The organism is Pantoea sp. E2023-21, assembly GCF_051302795.1.
Taxonomy (GTDB): Bacteria; Pseudomonadota; Gammaproteobacteria; order Enterobacterales; family Enterobacteriaceae; genus Pantoea; species Pantoea ludwigii_A.
This window is the reverse complement of record NZ_CP195344.1, coordinates 3,762,548-3,781,584: the sequence shown is the minus strand read 5'-3', so window position 1 is coordinate 3,781,584 and position 19,037 is coordinate 3,762,548. Positions and strand designations below refer to the sequence as shown.

Sequence of the window (19,037 nt, the reverse complement as noted above, 5' to 3'; positions counted from 1 at the left end):
GGGGACGTAGTATTGACGCCTTCACCCGTCAGTTACCGCGAGATTATGCGATTTTCACGACTTGTTACCGGATTAACCTGTGCGTTTATGCTGCAGGCACAAGCAGCTCCCGTTGAAGAATACATGCAGTATTTGCCAGACGGCGCAAACCTGGCGCTGATGGTACAAAAAGTGGGCGCATCCACCCCGATAATCGATTATCACGGCAAGCAGATGGCGTTACCGGCCAGCACCATGAAAGTGGTGACAGCGCTGGCGGCCTTGTTAGAGCTCGGGCCCGATTTCCGTTTCCAGACCACCATGGAGACCAAGGGTGCAGTTAACGATGGCACCTTGAATGGCGATTTGGTGGCGCGCTTTGGCGGCGATCCAACGTTGAGCCGTCAGGATCTACGCAATATGGTCGCGGCGCTGAAAAAGCAGGGCATCACCCATATCAAAGGCAATCTGGTGATCGACACCTCGGTATTCGCCAGCCACGATATGGCCCCCGGCTGGCCGTGGAATGACCTGACGCAGTGCTTCAGTGCGCCACCTGCTGCGGCGATTGTTGATAAAAACTGCTTCTCTGTTTCGCTGTATAGCGCCAACACGCCGGGCGAAAATGCCTTCGTGCGCATCGCGTCGTATTATCCCGCCCACATGTTCAGCCAGGTGCGCACCATCGGTCGTAACAGCGGTGACGGGCAATATTGCGAACTGGATGTGGTGCCAGGCGAGCTCAATCGCTACACCTTAACCGGCTGTATGCGCCAGCGTTCCGAACCGCTGCCGCTGGCGTTTGCCGTACAGGATGGTGCTGCGTGGGCCGGTGAGATTCTAAAGGCCGAGCTGCGCGCCGCCGATATTGATTACAGCGGTCATCTGGTCCGCCAGGCGCAAGTCACATCGCCGGGTACCGTATTGGCTTCAACACAATCTGCGCCGCTGCATACGCTGCTGCACACCATGTTGAAGAAATCGGACAACATGATTGCCGATACCGTGTTCCGCACTATTGGCCATCACTACTTCAATGTGCCGGGCACCTTCCGCGCCGGTTCGGATGCGGTACGTCGCATCCTGCGTGAGAAAGCCGGCGTCGATCTCGGTAACAGCATTCAGGTTGATGGCTCTGGGCTTTCGCGTCATGACCTGATCGCGCCAGATACCATGATGCAGGTGCTGCAATACATTGCGAAAAATGATTCGACGCTAAATTACATTTCGATGCTGCCGCTGGCCGGTTATGACGGCACACTGCAATATCGTGGCGGACTGCATGAAGCGGGACTGGATGGCAAAGTGTCGGCGAAAACCGGTTCGCTGCAGGGCGTCTATAATCTGGCAGGATTCATCACCACTTCCAGCGGTGCGCGCGTAGCCTTTGTCCAGTTCCTGTCCGGCTATGCTGTGCCGCCGGAAGATCAGAAAACGCGCCGTATTCCGCTGGTACGTTTTGAGAGCCGCCTCTATACGGATATCAACAAGAACAACTGATGAAACTGCTCATTGTTGAAGATGATACGCTGTTGCAATCCGGCCTTGCGCAGGCGCTCAGTTCGCAAGGTTACGCTATTGACTGCGCCAGCACTGCCGCGGAGAGCAATGCGTTGCTGCGTAGCGGTCAGTACAGCTTGATCGTGCTCGATCTCGGCTTGCCGGATCGCGATGGCGCTTCATTGCTGCGACAATGGCGGCGCGACGGCATTGCGGTGCCGGTGTTGATCCTCACGGCGCGCGATGCGCTGGAGGATCGCGTCGATGGTCTGGATGCTGGGGCCGATGATTATCTGGTCAAGCCGTTTGCGCTGGTTGAGCTGCAGGCGCGTGTACGGGCGCTGATCCGCCGCTATCAAGGCCACAGCGATAACCTGCTGCAACAGGGCGATCTGACGCTTAATCTCAGTTCACAGCAGGTGCTGCTGGAAAGCATTCCACTGGAGATTACGCCGAAAGAGTTCGCGCTTCTCACCCGCTTGTTAATGCGCGTGGGACAAAACGTGCACCGTGAAACGCTGCAGCAGGATCTTTATAGCTGGAATGACGATCCCGGTTCCAACACCCTCGAAGTTCACATCCACAATTTACGCCGCAAGCTCGGGAAAGATCGCATCAAAACCGTGCGCGGCGTTGGTTACCGCCTGGAAATCCGCGAATGAACAGCATGCGTCAGCGGTTACTGATCATGCTGGCGCTGATTCTCCTCACCTGTCAGGTGATGAGCGCCATCTGGCTGTGGCACGAAAGCCGCGAGCAGATCAGTTTTTTAGTCAACGAAACGCTCTCCGCCCAGGCGCGTAACGATCGTGTCGAGAATGAGATTCGCGAAGCGATTGCCTCGTTGCTGCTACCGTCGTTAGTGATGGTCGCCCTCACCTTACTGCTGTCGTTTTGGGCGATTAACTGGATTATCCGTCCACTGAAATCCCTGCAAGACAGCCTGGCGCACCGTTCAGCGGATAACCTGACGCCGTTGCCGATCTACTCCGAGATGGATGAGATCGTAGCGGTGACGACCTCGATCAACCATCTGTTTTCACGCCTCGATCACACGCTGCAACAGGAGCGATTATTCACCGCCGACGCGGCGCACGAGCTGCGCACGCCGCTGGCCGGATTGCGCCTGCATCTTGAGCTGCTGCATCAGCAAAACGTGCCGCAGAGCGAAATGCTGATTGAACGCATCGATCAGCTGATGCACACCGTTGAACAGTTGCTGATGCTGTCGCGCGCGGGGCAAGCGCTGGCGGGCGGTCACTATCAGCAGTTGCTGTGGCAGAAAGACATCATGCAGCCGCTGGAGCCAGAAATGGCGGAGATGTATCTCCAGCGTCAGCAAAAACTGCACTGGCCGCAGAACCACGATGTCCCGCAGCAAGGTGAAGCGGTGTTGCTACGTCTGATGCTGCGCAATCTGCTGGAAAACGCCTCGCGCTATAGCCCGGAAGGCAGCGAAGTTGCGGTAAAGATGCAGCAGGACAAGCAGCAGGTGATTATCGAAGTGTGGGATCAAGGTCCGGGCATTGAAGCCACCGCAGCCGAAGAGTTGACGCAGGCGTTTCGTCGTCGCGATCAGCGTTATGGCGGCAGCGGTTTGGGTTTGAATATTGTGCTGCGCATCGTACAGATGCATCGCGGCAGGCTGGAGTTGGTGAACCGTGAAGATTGCAGCGGGCTGATTGCCCGCTGCTATTTACCGCATCAACTGATTGGCTAAATGCCGTTAGAAGTGGGTATTCAGGCTCATAAAGTAGGTACGCCCGGATTCGTTGTAAGTGTTGGCGCCCGCGCCATACAGATACGAGTTGGTGTTGGCGTTACCGGTGGTTTGTGCATTACCTTCGCGATAGTGACGTTTATCGAAAAGATTATCGATACCTAAAGTTACGCTGGCGTACTTGTTGATATCGTAAGTGCCGCTCATGCCGATAATTGAGTACGGACTCACTTTGTCGATCGCGCTGCCGGTCGAAGCATTGCCTTTGTAATCATACTTCTTCGGCGTTTGCGTGCCGTACCAGGTCAACGTGGTTTGCAGCGAAAGATCCTGCGTAGCCTGCCAGCTCAGCGTCGAATTCAGCGTGTACTCAGGAATCACCGATAAACGATCGCCGGTCTCTTTGTTCTTGCTCTGCAGCATATAGGTGAAGTTGTTGTTCCACGTCACGCTGTCAGAGAACGGCACGTTGACGGTGCCTTCCAGTCCTTCAACCACTGCTTTCGGTACGTTTTCCCATTGATAAATATCCGTGGTGCCATTAGAGGCTTTGCTCGCAGGCGCGTAACCGGCTTCAATCTTGTTGCGGTAATCGTTGCGGAACCAGGTCAAACCGGCCTGATAACCCTGATGTTTCCACTCCAGCCCAATCTCTTTGTTAATGCTGTTTTCCGCTTTCAGATCGCTGTTACCCTGCAGATAACAGGCGCCAGTGCTGGCCGCGCAACCTTGACCGTTACTGTACAGCAGATAGTTCGGGTTGGTTTGATACAGGCTCGGCGCTTTATACGCGCGGCCAATGCCCATCTTCAGCGTGAAATCATCCCCCAAACCTTGCGACAGGTTGAGAGACGGGCTCCAGTTATTGCCGACAATCGAGTGATGATCAAAACGCAGGCTTGGCGTCAGCATGGTGCTATCGGTCAGCTCCATATTGTCTTCAGCAAATAGCGAGAAAATCTCCGCCTGCGAATAAGGGCTGCGGCCGGTGTTGTCGATGCCTGGCACCGAACCGTAGCTCGCCGCCTGCGCGGTTGACGATCCATCTTTCATGCGCTGCTGGTTCCATTCGGTACCCAGAGTCGCAGTTTGATTAAATAACAGTTCAAACGGAATACTGACTTCGCTGTGCAGCAGCACGTCATCCAGCTGAATGGTGTTGAAATTGCTGTTGGAGAAGATGCCTTCGGTGCCGCCCGCTAAACCTTCGTTAATGCGTGAGTTACGCGTCTTCTCATAACGCGCGTAGGTATTGGTGCTGACGCCGTTATCCCATGCGCCGGTCCACTTCAATGAGACGTTCTGGCGATATAAGCGGTTGGTTTCATCGCCATACAGACTTTTCACCAGCGCGCTGGTGTTGGTGTTCTGGGTATCACCCGCATACAGATTGCCCTGACGGCTGAAGCCAGCCTGCAGTTCCAGCGTTTGCATTGGCGCAAACGCCCAGCTTAGCAAGGCATTGATGTCTTTATTGACCGAGCCTTCACGCCCCGATGGATAACTGCCCGCATAGGTGCCGGTGCGCGCTGCCGCATGCCCTTCGTTAATGTCGTAAGCATCTGCCTGCGTTTTGGCTAAACCGCCGTACAAACGGAAGTTGAAATCATCGCCCAACGGCCCTTCGAGACTGAAGTTGGTGCGTCTGGTAGCGCCTTCCGCTTTGTGTTCCGGCACGTTGTAATAGGTGTTCCATGAACCGTGCCACTGCTGATCGGTCTGTTTTTTGGTGATGATATTCACCACGCCGCCCGCCGCGCCGTTGCCGTAACGCACCGCTGCGGGTCCGCGAATCACGTCAATGTGATCGATCATCTCCGGCGGCACCCAATTGGTATCGCCGCGCGTATCACGCTCACCACGCCAGCCAAGACGCACTGAGTTGCGGCTGGTGATCGGCATACCATCCACCATGATCAAGGTGTTTTCCGGGCCCATGCCACGAATGTCGATCTGGCGATTATTGCCGCGCTGGCCGCTGGTGGAGTTACCGGTCAGGTTAACGCCCGGCATGGTACGGATAATTTCTGACACATCACGCGCGGGCGGATGTTTTTTGATTTCGTCGGCGGTGATGGTGGAGACGCCCGGCGCTTGCAGGTTCTGCTGCTGCGCGGTGACCATCAAGGTACCGCCGTCAATGGATTGAGCGTCGGTCGAACTGGCTGAGGTTTTGCTGGAAGAAGTGTCCGCTGCCCAGGCGCCGCCAGAGAGCAGTGAGGCGCTGAGCCCCAGTTCAATTAAAATGGCTACAGATAACCGTGAATGCTTTTTCATTTTTTTGCGTTCCTGGATGGCCAGAAAAAGCCGCAACAGGCTTAACTGGCGCGCCGGTGAGAAGATCCCTGTTCCTATCGCGCCTCGTTCCAGACCCTTCAAACCCTCCGTAGCGCAACCTTACCGAACGGTAAGCATCAGGCGGAACGAGCGTGCTCATTTTTGAGCGCAGCCACCCTATTGCAAATGCAAATTATTATCAATAGTATTATTCATCAAGCTTATGTAAATCTCCGCGTAAACACCGACTGGCAGCCCTATGACCTGGCGAAATGATGTAACCGGCAGTGAAGCCTGGTGGCAGGCGCAACAATCCCAAGGCATTCCCCGCATTGAGTTAGCAGACGATGGCCAATGTCAGGTCACCTTCTTCTGGCGTGACCCGCAAGGCGATGAAACACAATCGTCGACCCAGCGCGTGTGGATCAACATTACTGGCGTTACCGATCACCACCAGCGCCGCCCGCCGCAATCATTGATGCGCGTGGCAGGCACCAACGTCTGGTATTGGCAGACCGCGCTGCCCGCCAACTGGCGCGGCAGTTACTGTTTGATGCCCGATGAGCAGGCCACTGACTTCTCCGGTGAAGCCGACATGTCCTCACTGCGCACGTGGTGGCGCGACAAATTCCCTACCGCGCAGGCCGATCCACTGAACACCTTACGTGGCTGGTCCGGTGGCCGCGGCATGGGCGTATCGCCGCTACATCTGCCCCACGCGCCCAATCAACAGGTGTGGCAAGCGATAGATCAAGGCACCGCGCCAGCCATTGAACTGCAACAGCAGCAATGGAATAGCGCAATATTGGGCAACAGCCGCACCGTGTGGACTTACACCACCGGCGAGGCTAATCCTGCACAGCGACCGCTGGCCATCCTACTTGATGGGCAATTCTGGGCGCACAGCATGCCGATTGCCGGGCCGCTACAGCAGCTCACCGACGCTGGCACCTTACCACCGGCGGTGTATGTGTTTATCGACATCATCGACCGCGAGCACCGCAGCCGCGAGCTGCCGTGCAACCCACAGTTTTGGCAAGCTATCCAGCAAGAACTGTTACCGCAGATTGCGCTCTCAACGCCTTATCGCCAGCAGGCGGATCGCACCATCGTCGCCGGACAAAGCTTTGGCGGTTTGGCTTCGGTGTATGCGGCGCTGCACTGGCCGGAAACCTTTGGCAATGCGCTCAGCTTATCCGGCTCCTTCTGGTGGCCGGAACGCGGCAATCCGCACGGCTGGCTACTGCAGGCGCTGGATAACGGTCTTGCGCCGCGCCAACCGCTGCGTTTCTGGCTCGAAGCGGGTAAACGCGAAGGCTTGATTCTGCAAGCTAATCAACAACTGCAACAGCAGCTTAACGCCGCCGGTTATCAGGTGAATTACCTGCCGGTGGAAGGCGGCCATGACGCGCTCTGTTGGCGCGGCGGCCTGCTGAGTGGTCTACAAGCGCTGTGGAGCAAACCGGAGCATTCATGTCCGAATCCCTGAAGAATAAGCCTATGACCGACCAACAAACCTTGCCGTTAGTCGCGGCACAGCCCGGCATCTGGATTGCCGATCAGCTGTCACCGCACCACAACGCCTATGCGGTGGCGCACTTTGTCGAACTGCGCGGTGATATTGACAGCGCCCTTTTGGCTCAGTCGATCGTCGCGGGCATGCAGGAAGCCGACACGCTGAACATGGCCTTTGGCGAGGTAGAAGGCGAAGCGTTACAGTGGCCGCAGCCACAATCCTTTAGCCTGCCGCAGATTGTCGATTTACGGGGTGAGGCCGATGCGCCAGCGACCGCGCGCGCGCTGATGCGCGATGATATGAACGGCGATCTGCGCGTGCTGAGCGGTGCAAAGCTATGGCATCACCGCCTATTCCGCCTCGGCGATCAACACTGGTTCTGGTATCAGCGCTATCACCATTTGGTGGTGGATGGTTTCAGCTTTACCGCACTGACGCGCCGCATCGCTAACCTGTACAGCGCAGCGGTACGCCAGCAGGCGGCAGAGCCAACGCCGTTTATCCCGTTTAGCGACGTCGTGGAAGAGTATCAGCGCTACCGCGAATCCTCCTCTTTCGCGCGTGACAGTCAGTTCTGGCGCGAAAAAGGCGCGGCGCTGCCCTCACCGGCTTCGCTCTCACCGCTGCCGCTCGCCGGACAGCACGCCAGCACCGATCTGCTGCGCCACAGCGTGACGCTGGAGCGCAGCACCTTCCAGACGCTGGTGCAGCAGCATCCGCACGCCAGCGCCGCCGATCTCGCCTTCGCGCTGGTGGCGCTGTGGCTGGCGCGTCTTAGCGGGCAAAACGACTTTGCCGCCGGTTTTATCTTTATGCGTCGCATCGGCTCAGCCGCCTTGTGCGCCACCGGTCCGGTGATCAACGTGTTGCCGATGGCGGTACATTACGATCCGACGCAGCCGCTTAGCGCCCTTGCCGCACAGCTGGCAGGCGAAGTGAAAAAAATGCGCCGTCATCAGCGCTATGACGCCGAACAGGTACAGCGCGATCTGGGCCGCCTTGGTGATGCCGATCCGCTTTACGGTCCAGTGATCAACCTGAAGATGTTTGATTACCAGCTCGATTTCGCCGGGGTAGAAGGCATCACGCATCAACTGGCATCCGGGCCGGTGCGCGATCTCGAAATCGCCATTTATATCAGCGAGCACGGTGAATTGACGCTGGAGCTGCTGGCCAATGCCGAACGCTACAGCGCACAAACTTTGCAGCGTCACGCCAGCCGTTTTGCTCTGCTGCTGAATCAACTGGCTGAACAGCCGCAACGTCCGTGTAGTGAACTCGATCTGCTCACTGCCGATGAGCACGCGCAGATTGCCGCGATCAACCACACCGCCTATCCGCTGCCGGCAGAAACGCTCGCTTCCCTGTTAGCGCAGCAGGCGACATGCACGCCCGATGCACCGGCGCTGGCTGATGCGCAGCACCAGCTGAGCTATCGGGAGATGCAGCAACAGGTGTTTGCGCTGGCAGCCGATCTCAGCGCCGCCGGCGTGCAGCGCGGCGATATCGTTGCGGTGGCGCTGCCGCGCTGCGTACAGCTGTCACTGGCGCTGCAGGCGATTGTTTCGCTCGGCGCGGCGTATCTGCCGCTTGATACCGGTTATCCAGACGAGCGATTGCAGCTGATGCTGGACGATGCCGCGCCGACAACGCTGATCACCTGCGCAGCGCTCAGCGCACGCTTTAGCGCCATCGCGCCGGTTAATCAGCTGCATTTTGATGCGCTTTATCGCAACCTCGATGCGCCGCCACCGGCCAGCACGCCGACGCCGCAGGATGCGGCCTACATTATTTACACCTCGGGTTCGACCGGTCGCCCCAAAGGCGTGCTGGTGGGGCATGAAGCCATCGTCAATCGCCTGTTATGGATGCAGGATCGCTACCCGCTGCAAGCCGATGACGTGGTGTTGCAGAAAACCCCGAGCAGCTTCGACGTTTCAGTGTGGGAATTCTTCTGGCCGCTGCTGGTTGGCGCGCAGTTGGTGATGGCACCGCCAGAGGCCCACCGCGATCCCGAGGCGCTGCAGCAGCTGTTTGCCCGCTACAAAGTCACCACCACGCATTTCGTACCCTCAATGCTGGCGGCCTTTGTCGCGGCCCTTAATGATCAACCGGCGATTGCCTGCTGCGCCAGCCTGCGTAACGTGTTCTGCAGCGGTGAAGCGCTGCCGACCGATTTGTCGCGCGAGTGGGAAAAACTGACGCAAGTGCCACTGCACAATCTGTATGGCCCAACTGAGGCCGCGGTGGATGTCAGCTGGTATCCGGCGTTTGGTGCGGCATTGGCCGCCGTCGAAGGTGCCAGCGTGCCGATTGGCTTCCCGGTGTGGAATACCGGCCTGCGCATCCTCGATGCCCGCATGCAACCGGTGCCGCCGGGCGTGGCGGGCGATCTCTACTTAACCGGCGTACAGCTGGCGCAGGGTTATCTGGGGCGTCCTGACCTGACGGCTAGCCGCTTTATCGCCGATCCTTTCAGTTCCGGCGAGCGCATGTATCTTACCGGCGACGTGGCGCGCTGGCTGGATAACGGTGCAGTGGAATATCTCGGCCGCAGCGACGATCAGTTGAAGATTCGCGGTCAGCGCATCGAACTGAATGAAATCGATCATGTACTCAGCGCGCAGCCGGGTATTGAACAAGCGGTCACACACGCGGTAGTGCTTGGCGCTGCAGCGGCGCAAGGTGATGCGCGTCAGCTGGTCGGTTATGTGATTGCTGAGCAGCCGGTTAATGGTGAAGCATTACGTCAGGCGCTGGCGCAGCGCTTGCCGGCGCATATGGTGCCGGTGGCGATTGTGCAACTCGACGCCTTCCCACTCAGCAGCAATGGCAAGCTGGATCGCAAAGCGTTACCGCTACCCGAATCCGCTGGCGTGAGCACAGGCCGCGCGCCGCATGCTGGACTGGAAACTAACCTGGCAAACGCCTTCTGTAAGCTGCTGGCGCGTGAGGCAATCAGCGCGCAGGATGACTTTTTTGCCCTCGGCGGTCATTCGCTGCTGGCGATGCGCCTGGCAGCGCAACTGCGTCGTGAGCTGCAACAGCCGGTCTCGGTGGGGCAGATTATGGTGGCCTCGACGGTAGAGAAGCTGGCCACGCTGCTCAGTAATGCACAATCACATCAGCAGGCTGGCTTCGAAGCGGTGCTGCCGCTGCGTCAGAGCAACGGCCCGACACTGTTCTGCTTCCATCCCGCTTCCGGTTTTGCCTGGCAGTTCAGCATCCTGCAACGTTATCTCGATAAGTCGTGGTCGTTGATGGGCATTCAGTCGCCCGATCCCAACAGCCCGCTGAATCAAAGCGCGCATCTGGATGAAGTCTGCGATGCCCATCTGCAAACCCTGCGCGAGGTGCAACCGCACGGACCTTATTATTTCCTTGGCTATTCGCTGGGCGGCACGCTGGCACAAGGTATTGCGGCGCGGCTGGAAGCGGCGGGTGAAAAAGTGGCGTTCCTCGGCTTGCTGGATACCTGGCCACCAGAAACGCAGAACTGGGATGAGAAACGCGGCGAGAATATGCTGGATCCCGCGGTGTTGGAAGAAGTGAACCGTGAACGCGAGCAGTTTATCGCCGCGCAGCGCCATCAAGCCGGCGAAGAGATGCGCGCGATGTTCGACACCATTGAGGCCAACTACGCCAGTTCGGTGCGTCTGCTGGCAACGGCACGCAGCGCCCGTTTCAACGGTCGTGCCACGCTGTTCCTCGCTGAACAGACGCAGCAGCCAGGCCAGGATGCACGTCGCGCCTGGGCGCCGTATGTGGGCGAACTGCAGGTGTGGCCGATGGATTGCGCCCACGTCGAGATCATTTCACCACAGATGTTTGAGCAGATTGGACCGCTGCTCAGGGATATATTGCAATAAGCGCAATAAATTGCGCCGCTACGGAATAATGAACATATTCGTAGCGGCGCGATTTATCGCGCAATCTTGATTATCCTCCGCGCCCCAACGGCACAATCATCGGCGTATGTGCCACCGGATCTTCCACAATCACGCAGCGCAAGCCATACACCTGCTCGATCAACGCGGGCGTCACGATCTCCGACGGCTTCCCTTCGGCGACAATCTTCCCGTAACGCATCGCGATCAAATGCGTGGCATAGCGACAGGCGTGATTGAGATCGTGCAGCACCACCACCAGCGTGCGTCCATGCTGTTGATTCAGCTCCTGCATCAGCTCCAGCAGCTCAATCTGATGGGTGATGTCCAGCCAGGTGGTGGGTTCATCCAGCAGCAGCAGCGGCGTTTCCTGCGCCAGCACCATGGCAATCCACACGCGCTGACGCTGCCCGCCCGATAAGGTATCCACCGATTGTTGAGCCAAATCGGCCACGCCGGTGGCTCGCATCGCGCTCTGTACCGCCGCTTCATCTTCCGCACGCCAGCGCCCAAATAACGCCTGATGTGGATAACGTCCGCGCGCCACCAACTCGGTGACGCTAATGCCCGCCGGCGCGTTGGAACTTTGCGGCAGCAGACCCAGACGCCGCGCCACCTCTTTAGTGGGATAGCCGGCAATCGCCGCACCATCCAGCAATACCTCACCTTTCAGCGGCGTATGCAGGCGACTCAGCGTGCGCAGCAGCGTCGATTTTCCGCAGGCGTTAGGACCGATAATCACCGTCAGCTCACCTTGCGGAATCGCCACCGACAGATTCTCTGCCACCACCTTTTTGTCGTAGCCCAGCGTCAGGCCATCGCCGCGCAGACGTGAAGGGATATCAGTCATTGGCGTCGCGCCTCCCGCACCAGTAAAACAATCAGATAAAGTCCACCGAGGCTGACGGTAATCACGCCAACCGGTAATTGATAAGGCAGGAACAGATGCTGTGCGGCGAAGTCTGCGGCAATCAGTAACAGCGCGCCGCACAGCGCCGCCAGCGGCAAAGCGCCTTTAACGCCGCCGCCCAGACGGCGGGCAATCTGCGGTGCCAGCAGCGCAACAAACGAAATCGGCCCGACCAGCGCCGTTGACGCTGCCGTGAGCACCACGCCAATCAGCATCAACCACATGCGGCTACGCTCTACCGGCACGCCGAGCGCGCAGGCGGTATCGTCGCCCATCTCCAGCAAGCGCATCCGCCGCGCCAGCAACGCCATCAGCAATAACGCCACCAGCAATACCGCAATGACCGGCGGGGTTTTCGCCCAGGTGATGCTGTTGAGCGATCCGGCGCTCCACAAGCCGGCACTCAGCGCCGACTCCAGCGAGGCGCTGATAATCAGCCATGAATTTAACGCCATCAGCAGCGCACGCACGCTGATGCCGACGATAATCAGACGGAAGGTCTCCACGCCGTTGCGCCAGGCAAACAGATAAACCAACGCCGCCGTGGCGATACCGCCCATCAACGCTGCGCCGGTCATCGCCGTGACGCTTTGATTGAACAGCACCAGCGCGACTAATACGCCGCTGTACGCGCCGGTGTTAAAGCCAAGAATGTCGGGGCTACCCAGCGGGTTACGCAGCAGCGACTGAAAAATCGCGCCACTGATGCCTAACGCCGCACCAATCAGCAGCGCCATCAGTACGCGTGGCAAGCGCCACTCCAGCACGATCAGTTTGACGTTGCTGGCGCCCTGCCCGAGCAGAATTTGCCAGATTTGTTCACCGCTGATCGGCAATGCACCGCGCGTCATCGCTAAATATGCCAGCAAGCCACAAGCGAACAGCAGCCACAAGGTATGTAACCAGGCTCGACGCGTCATAGCGCACCTCGGCCTAATTTACGGCGCACCAGCACAATCAGCATTGGCGCACCGAGCATCGCGGTAACGATGGAAACCCGCAGCTCGCCCGCCACCAGCAGGCGTCCAAGAATATCGGCGGCGAGGAGCAGAATCGGGGTGATCAGCGCAGTTGCGGGCAGCATCCAGCGGTGATCGTTGCCCACCAGCCAGCGGGCAAAGTGCGGCGTCATCAAACCGACAAAGGCAATCGGCCCCACTGCCGCCGTGGCTGCCCCGCACAGCAGCGCAATCGCCAGCAGACCCAGCAATTGGGTGCGCGCCACCCGCGTACCGAGCGCGGTCGCCATGTCACCGCCCATACTCAAACTGTTCAGCGCCTGCGACAGCGCGATAGCGACTACACTGCCGATCAGCACCGCCGGGAACAGCGTGCGCAGCGTGGCGAAATTGCGAATATCCAGCGAGCCGCTGTGCCAGAAGCGCAGATGATCGTAGATGTCGGGATTGAGCAGCGACAAACCAGAGGTTAACCCATCCAGCACCGCGCCCAGCGCCACGCCCGCTAAGGTAAGACGCACCGGATTGACGCGCCCACCGCCAATCGCGCCGGTCATCGCCACCAGCAATGAAGACAACAATGCACCGCCAAAGGCGAAACCCAGCCAATCCACTGGAGAGTCAGCACCGAACAGCGCAATACCCATCACCACCGCGAAACCTGCGCCGGCGTTGACGCCAAGAATGCCGGGATCGGCCAGCGGATTACGCGTGAGGCTCTGCATCAACGCACCGGCCAGCCCCAGCGCCACGCCCGCCAGCAAACCGGCCAAGGTGCGCGGCAGGCGCGCGTCGCGCACAATCACGCACTCCGCGCTATTGCAGCTGGAGGTAAGCGAATGAAATACATCGGGAAGCGGTATTGATTTTGCCCCCAGCATTAAGCTGAGCGCGATGAGGAGCAAGAGCAGAATCCCTGAGCCTGCTAATGCACGAATCTGGCGCATAGCGTTCTAAACCTTCACTGTTCAACGTCGTCGCATGCGCGATGTAACTTGATAATGGTTATCGTTATTACTCGCGTTTAGCTATGTTACCATGACTCGCCTCGCGGACGATGAGGAAAATTGGTGCAATAAGGCGAACACATGAACAAATCTTCCCACTTTATCGATCTCTCGCTGCTGAAAACCCATCCGGCTTTTCGCGCGGTGTTTATCGCGCGTTTTATCTCGATTGTCGCGCTCGGCATGCTTGCCGTGGCGGTGCCGGTGCAGATTCAGCACCTGACCCATTCACCGCTGCTGGTGGGATTGGCGGTGACGCTGGCTGCTGCTGGCATGTTTATCGGCCTGCTGACCGGCGGCGTATTAGCGGATCGCCATGAGCGTAAGAAGCTGATCCTGTTTGCCCGATCCACCTGCGGCTTAGGCTTTATCGCACTGGCGATCAACGCCGCGCTGCCGGAACCTTCATTAATCGCCGTTTATCTGCTCGGCTTCTGGGATGGCTTCTTCGGCGCGATTGGCGTCACCGCGCTGCTGGCAGCGACGCCGGCCCTGGTGGGTCGGGAAAACATTATGCAGGCAGGCGCTATCACCATGTTAACGGTGCGCTTTGGTTCGATTTTATCACCGGCGATTGCCGGTCTGGTGATTGCCCACGGCGGCGTGATGTGGAATTACGCACTTGCCGCATTCGGTACACTGCTCACCGTGCTAACGCTGCTGAAATTGCCCACCTTGCCGCCTCCACCGCAGCCGCGTGAACATCCGCTGAAATCCCTCGCGGCTGGCGTGCAATTTCTCTTCGCCAGTCCAATTGTCGGCATGGTGGCGCTGATTGGGGCGCTGGTGACCTTAGCCAGCGCGGTGCGCGTGCTCTATCCCTCTCTCGCACCGCATTGGTCAGTGAGCGCTGACCAGCTTGGCTTAATGTACGCCGCGGTGCCGCTTGGGGCCGCGATCGGCGCGTTCACCAGCGGTAAACTGAAACACGCTGCGCGTCCTGGACAACTGGTGCTTGGTAGCGCCATTGCGGCGTTTATCGCGTTGGGTTTGTTTAGCCTGATGCCGAATCTGCCGCTGGCGTTAGCCTGTCTGGTGGCGTTTGGTTACTTCAGCGCCATCAACAGCCTGGTGCAATACGCGATGATTCAGGCATTAACGCCGGATCATTTGTTAGGCCGCATCAACGGCTTGTGGACCGCGCAGAACGTGACCGGTGATGCGATTGGTGCGGCGGTGATTGGCGCAATGGGTTCATGGCTGCTGCCACCGCAGGCCGCCGCAGTGTTTGGCTTTGCGGCGGCGCTGCTGGGCATTGTGATGTGGTGGGTGATGGGGCGTTTACGTCGTTACCATCCGCCAGCGCCAGCGCTGGCGGAACAGGCATCATGATTTAACGAACAGCTTTTCCAAACGCGCGAGCAAATTGCTGGCGCTGTAGTAATCGAGACGGAACGAATCGACACCCATTTCGTAAACCTGCTTGTTTTGCACCGCGGCGTTTTGCGCGAGGAACGGATTGCTCAGCACCGACGCCGTGGTTTTATCGTCAGCAGCAAACAGCAGGAAGGTTTTACCGGTCAGGCCGCTGGCGACATTTTCGCCCGACAGCTGAATGATGTCTTTACGCTGACCCATGCTGTGCCCCTGCTCAACCGTGGCGGGTGGCGCTGCCAGAGTGAAGCCCAACTGTTCCAGCAACTTGCCCTGTGCCGAGGCGGCGGTCCACAGATTGACGGCGCGTCCGCCGCCGTTCCACACCATGGCGGAGACCGGCTGCGGCGGCAGCGTGATGGCTTTTTTCAGCGCCGCCTCACGGTCGTCGAAAGCGTTAATGCGCTGCGCCGCCTGCGCGTCATGACCGGTCGCCTGACCTAACAGCGTGACGACATCCTGCCAGCTTTTGTCGTCGTAATTGATCACCAGCGTCGGGGCGATGGCGGAAAACTGGTCGGCGAGCTTGAGGGCGGAATCGTTGCCGGTGGCGCTGACAATAATCAGATCCGGCGCTTGCGCAGCAACCGCTTCGGCATTCGGCTCACCGATGTATAAACGTTGAAGATGCTGTTTTTTGGCAACATCGCTCCACTGGCGGAAGAATCCCTGATCGTCAGCCAGGCGACTGTTCGGCGCCGTCGCGCCGGAAGCGATCACCGGCGCATCAATGGCCAGCAGCGATCCGGTCAGCGTAACGCTGGTCGACACAATGCGCTGCGGCGCTTTGTTCAGCGTGATCGATCCGTTAGCGCCCTGCACGGTGCGCGGCCAGCCTTGCTCGGCATGCGCGACGTTGGTGAAAATCTGGAAAACACACATAAGGGCTGCAAGGCCCCAAAAACCGCATTTATTCATAAGTTTTGGTCCACTTTTTAGCATATTGCCCTGCTTAGCGTCAGCGCCTGATTACGTCTAAACGCGCGTGAAATCCCGCGAATGGATTGACACGTTTATCCAATCGACGTAGGTTACTGGCCCATAATAAAAATGATAATCATTCTTAATAATCTTATCATTTATAGGTGAAAATTATGGTGGAATCTTCCACGTTTGAAAATGCCTGGCTGAAGGATTATTCCGCGCTAAGCCGTGGTTTCCTCTTTACCTCGCCGTGGCGTAGTTTGGCAACGCAAGGATGCTATACCACTGTGACTGCACCGGTAGAGGATGCTGCGTCGCTTGATGGTGATTTTCAACTACAGCTGCGGCAGCACTTTGCGGCGGCGAAAAAACAGGGCATCGATAATCCGATTCTGGTCGGGGCGATCCCGTTTGACGTCAGCCAGCCTGCTGCGCTGTTTATTCCTGAATCCTATCAGACGTTTAATCGCGTCGACCTGCAAAACGCGCTGCCGGAAAACGTCAGCGATCTGCCACAGGTGCGTCGTCGCACCGCGGTGCCGGACCACGATGTGTTTACCACGATGGTGGCAGATGCGGTGGCGGCCACGCAGCGCGGCGATCTGGATAAAGTGGTGCTGTCGCGTCTGATGGATATCGTTACCGAACAGCCGGTTGATACCGCAGCACTGATGCAGCGCGTGATTGCGCAGAACCCCAACAGCTACCATTTCCATCTGCCGCTGCCGCAAGGCGGTGCGCTGATTGGCGCCAGTCCGGAACTGATGCTGCGCAAACAGGGGCGCGATTTTAGCTCTTGCCCGCTGGCGGGCTCGGCGCGGCGCAGTCATGACGATGCACAGCAGGATCGCGCCGCTGGCGAAACGCTAATGGATTCCCGCAAAGATCGTCATGAGCATAAGCTAGTGACCGACGCGATGCGCGACACGTTGCAGCCGCGCAGCCGTTTGCTGTCGGTGCCAACCATTCCTTCGCTGATTACCACTGCCACGCTGTGGCATCTGGCCACGCAAATCGATGGCGAAGCGCAGGATGAGCGCGAAAATGCGCTGTCGCTGGCCTGCTTGCTGCATCCCACCCCGGCGCTGAGCGGCTTCCCGCATCAACGCGCGCAGCAGCTCATCCAGCAGCTGGAACCTTTTGATCGTCAATTGTTCGGCGGCATCGTTGGCTGGTGCGATAGCGAGGGCAATGGCGAATGGGTGGTCACCATCCGCTGCGGCACCGTACAGGGCACCCGCGTGCGCCTGTTTGCCGGCGCGGGCATTGTTGCCGATTCACAACCCGAATCAGAGTGGCGCGAAACCGGCGTGAAGCTGGACACCATGTTGCGCGCCTTTGGACTGCAATAAAGGAAAGAGCATGAGCATTCCCTATACTCGCTGGCCGGACGATCTGGCTGCGCGCTACCGTGAAAAAGGCTACTGGCTGGATGTGCCGATGACCGACATTTTGGCGCGCCATCAGCACAACGATGCCATTGCGGTGATTGATGGCGATCGTCAAATTAGCTATCGCGAATTGGATGTACTGAGCAGCAACCTGGCCGCCGCGCTACAGCGTCGTGGCCTGCAAAACGGTGATACTGCGCTGGTGCAACTCGGCAACGTGGCCGATTTTTATGTCACGGTGTTTGCGCTGTTCAAGCTCGGCGTAGCATCAGTCTTCGCGCTGTTCAGTCATCAGCGCACCGAACTGAGCGCCTATGCCGCGCAGATCGAGCCGAAACTGCTGATTGCCGATCGCACCCACGCGCTGTTTGCTGACGACACCTTTATTAGCGCGCTGTGCGCCGCGCAGCCTTCACTACAACAGGTCATTCTGCGTAATGACAATCAGCCGGAAAACACGCTGGAAGCGCTGATGGCGGAAGCCGCAGCGGATTTCGTCGCGTCGCCAACCGCCGCCGATGAAGTGGCGTTTTTCCAGCTCTCCGGTGGTAGCACCGGCACACCGAAGCTGATTCCACGCACGCATAATGACTATTACTACAGCATTCGCGCCAGTGATGAGATCTGCGAGGTGACCGCCGAAACGCGTTATCTTATCGCCCTGCCCGCACCGCACAACTTTGCGATGAGCTCACCCGGATCGTTGGGCGTGTTCTACGCCGGTGGGCAGGTGATTCTGGCCGCCGATCCCAGCGCCACGTTGTGCTTCCCGCTGATTGAGAAGCATCAGGTCACCGATACCGGTTTAGTGCCGCCTGCGGTGAGCTTGTGGTTACAGGCGATTCAGGAATGGGGCAGCAATAAACAGCTGGCCTCGCTGCAGCGCATTCAGGTGGGCGGCGCCAAACTGGGCGAAACGCTGGCTGCACGTATTCAGACCGAAATCGGTTGCCAGTTGCAGCAGGTGTTCGGCATGGCCGAAGGGCTGGTGAATTACACCCGCTTTGGTGACGATGAGGAAACCATTCTCACTACGCAAGGCCGTCCGATTTCTGAAGACGACGAAGTGTGGGTTGCTGATGAGCACGGCAATGCGCTGCCAACCGGCACCGTTGGCCGCCTGATGACGCGTGGCCCCTACACCTTCCGTGGCTACTACAAGAGCCCGGAACACAACGCTGCCAGCTTCGATGCCAACGGATTTTACTGTTCGGGCGATCTGATTGAGATCAACGCGCAAGGCTACATCACCGTGCAAGGGCGCGAAAAGGATCAGATCAATCGTGGTGGCGAGAAGATCGCTGCGGAAGAGATCGAAAACCTGCTACAGCGTCATCCTGATGTGATCCACGCCGCGCTGGTGTCAATGAACGACGAGCTGATGGGCGAAAAGAGCTGCGCCTTTATTGTCGCCAGCCAACCGCTTAAAGCCGTGGCGCTGCGTCGCCATCTGCGTGAGCTGGGCGTGGCCGAGTTCAAATTACCTGACCGTATTACCTGCGTAGATGCCCTGCCGCTGACGCCTGTCGGCAAGGTGGATAAAAAACGTTTACGCCAACAGCTTGCCGATCAACAAGCGCAAGCCTGACCTGT

General features: G+C 58.4%; 13 protein-coding genes. 8 read left to right on the top strand and 5 right to left on the bottom strand.

What is annotated here, in order from left to right; translation table 11 throughout:
- Positions 1-45 precede the first annotated feature (45 nt).
- From dacB to pmrB, 3 genes are read left to right on the top strand one after another with little or no spacing between them, the layout of a single operon-like run.
- Positions 46-1,479 carry a serine-type D-Ala-D-Ala carboxypeptidase gene (gene dacB / locus ACRQ84_RS17645; RefSeq protein ID WP_176970222.1) on the top strand — a complete coding sequence of 478 codons (1,434 nt, stop codon included), beginning with the start codon at positions 46-48 and terminating at the stop codon, positions 1,477-1,479.
- Positions 1,479-2,141 carry a two-component system response regulator PmrA gene (pmrA, locus tag ACRQ84_RS17640; RefSeq protein WP_064737731.1) on the top strand — a complete coding sequence of 221 codons (663 nt, stop codon included), beginning with the start codon at positions 1,479-1,481 and terminating at the stop codon, positions 2,139-2,141. The genes dacB and pmrA overlap by 1 nt, the downstream gene beginning before the upstream one ends.
- Positions 2,138-3,199: a two-component system sensor histidine kinase PmrB gene (pmrB, locus tag ACRQ84_RS17635; RefSeq protein ID WP_483816714.1), complete on the top strand. Its 1,062-nt coding sequence runs from the start codon at positions 2,138-2,140 to the stop codon at positions 3,197-3,199. Before pmrA ends, pmrB begins: the two co-directional genes overlap by 4 nt.
- A gap of 6 nt (positions 3,200-3,205) precedes the next feature.
- Here the strand turns inward: pmrB and ACRQ84_RS17630 are convergent, their stop codons facing one another.
- Positions 3,206-5,476 (bottom strand): TonB-dependent siderophore receptor, encoded by a 2,271-nt coding sequence (locus ACRQ84_RS17630; protein ID WP_483816713.1) that lies wholly within the window; start codon positions 5,474-5,476, stop codon positions 3,206-3,208.
- A 259-nt stretch (positions 5,477-5,735) separates the two neighbouring features.
- On the opposite strand from ACRQ84_RS17630, the gene fes reads away from it, so the two are divergent.
- On the top strand, positions 5,736-6,965 hold the full coding sequence (gene fes / locus ACRQ84_RS17625) for an enterochelin esterase (protein WP_483816712.1): 1,230 nt from the start codon (positions 5,736-5,738) through the stop codon (positions 6,963-6,965).
- Positions 6,950-10,861: an enterobactin synthase subunit F gene (locus ACRQ84_RS17620; protein ID WP_483816711.1), complete on the top strand. Its 3,912-nt coding sequence runs from the start codon at positions 6,950-6,952 to the stop codon at positions 10,859-10,861. Before fes ends, ACRQ84_RS17620 begins: the two co-directional genes overlap by 16 nt.
- Positions 10,862-10,931: 70 nt before the next feature.
- On the opposite strand, the gene ACRQ84_RS17615 is transcribed toward ACRQ84_RS17620, so the two are convergent.
- The 3 genes from ACRQ84_RS17615 to fepD are packed head-to-tail and all read right to left on the bottom strand — an operon-like array spanning position 10,932 to position 13,695.
- The gene (locus tag ACRQ84_RS17615) at positions 10,932-11,729 is read right to left on the bottom strand and encodes an ATP-binding cassette domain-containing protein (RefSeq protein WP_483816710.1); all 798 of its coding nucleotides are present in this window, start codon (positions 11,727-11,729) and stop codon (positions 10,932-10,934) included.
- Positions 11,726-12,709 (bottom strand): iron-enterobactin ABC transporter permease, encoded by a 984-nt coding sequence (fepG, locus tag ACRQ84_RS17610; protein WP_483816709.1) that lies wholly within the window; start codon positions 12,707-12,709, stop codon positions 11,726-11,728. Before fepG ends, ACRQ84_RS17615 begins: the two co-directional genes overlap by 4 nt.
- Positions 12,706-13,695 carry a Fe(3+)-siderophore ABC transporter permease gene (gene fepD, locus ACRQ84_RS17605; RefSeq protein WP_483816708.1) on the bottom strand — a complete coding sequence of 330 codons (990 nt, stop codon included), beginning with the start codon at positions 13,693-13,695 and terminating at the stop codon, positions 12,706-12,708. The genes fepG and fepD overlap by 4 nt, the downstream gene beginning before the upstream one ends.
- Before the next feature lie 141 nt (positions 13,696-13,836).
- On the opposite strand from fepD, the gene entS reads away from it, so the two are divergent.
- Positions 13,837-15,087 carry an enterobactin transporter EntS gene (gene entS, locus ACRQ84_RS17600; RefSeq protein ID WP_483816707.1) on the top strand — a complete coding sequence of 417 codons (1,251 nt, stop codon included), beginning with the start codon at positions 13,837-13,839 and terminating at the stop codon, positions 15,085-15,087.
- Here the strand turns inward: entS and fepB are convergent.
- On the bottom strand, positions 15,082-16,047 hold the full coding sequence (fepB, locus tag ACRQ84_RS17595) for a Fe2+-enterobactin ABC transporter substrate-binding protein (RefSeq protein ID WP_483816706.1): 966 nt from the start codon (positions 16,045-16,047) through the stop codon (positions 15,082-15,084). The genes entS and fepB overlap by 6 nt on opposite strands.
- Positions 16,048-16,223: 176 nt before the next feature.
- Here fepB and ACRQ84_RS17590 point away from each other — a divergent pair, with 176 nt between their 5' ends.
- Positions 16,224-17,405, top strand: coding sequence for an isochorismate synthase (locus tag ACRQ84_RS17590; RefSeq protein ID WP_064737741.1), 1,182 nt, complete (start codon positions 16,224-16,226; stop codon positions 17,403-17,405).
- A 10-nt stretch (positions 17,406-17,415) separates the two neighbouring features.
- Positions 17,416-19,032 (top strand): (2,3-dihydroxybenzoyl)adenylate synthase, encoded by a 1,617-nt coding sequence (locus ACRQ84_RS17585; protein ID WP_064737742.1) that lies wholly within the window; start codon positions 17,416-17,418, stop codon positions 19,030-19,032.
- Positions 19,033-19,037: the final 5 nt, after the last annotated feature.

Bases quoted from the DNA above. Each gene is read 5' to 3' on its own strand.
- dacB (WP_176970222.1), top strand. From the start codon at position 46: ATGCGATTTTCACGACTTGTTACCGGATTAACCTGTGCGTTTATGCTG.
- pmrA (WP_064737731.1), top strand. From the start codon at position 1,479: ATGAAACTGCTCATTGTTGAAGATGATACGCTGTTGCAATCCGGCCTT.
- pmrB (WP_483816714.1), top strand. From the start codon at position 2,138: ATGAACAGCATGCGTCAGCGGTTACTGATCATGCTGGCGCTGATTCTC.
- ACRQ84_RS17630 (WP_483816713.1), bottom strand. From the start codon at position 5,476: ATGAAAAAGCATTCACGGTTATCTGTAGCCATTTTAATTGAACTGGGG.
- fes (WP_483816712.1), top strand. From the start codon at position 5,736: ATGACCTGGCGAAATGATGTAACCGGCAGTGAAGCCTGGTGGCAGGCG.
- ACRQ84_RS17620 (WP_483816711.1), top strand. From the start codon at position 6,950: ATGTCCGAATCCCTGAAGAATAAGCCTATGACCGACCAACAAACCTTG.
- ACRQ84_RS17615 (WP_483816710.1), bottom strand. From the start codon at position 11,729: ATGACTGATATCCCTTCACGTCTGCGCGGCGATGGCCTGACGCTGGGC.
- fepG (WP_483816709.1), bottom strand. From the start codon at position 12,709: ATGACGCGTCGAGCCTGGTTACATACCTTGTGGCTGCTGTTCGCTTGT.
- fepD (WP_483816708.1), bottom strand. From the start codon at position 13,695: ATGCGCCAGATTCGTGCATTAGCAGGCTCAGGGATTCTGCTCTTGCTC.
- entS (WP_483816707.1), top strand. From the start codon at position 13,837: ATGAACAAATCTTCCCACTTTATCGATCTCTCGCTGCTGAAAACCCAT.
- fepB (WP_483816706.1), bottom strand. From the start codon at position 16,047: ATGAATAAATGCGGTTTTTGGGGCCTTGCAGCCCTTATGTGTGTTTTC.
- ACRQ84_RS17590 (WP_064737741.1), top strand. From the start codon at position 16,224: ATGGTGGAATCTTCCACGTTTGAAAATGCCTGGCTGAAGGATTATTCC.
- ACRQ84_RS17585 (WP_064737742.1), top strand. From the start codon at position 17,416: ATGAGCATTCCCTATACTCGCTGGCCGGACGATCTGGCTGCGCGCTAC.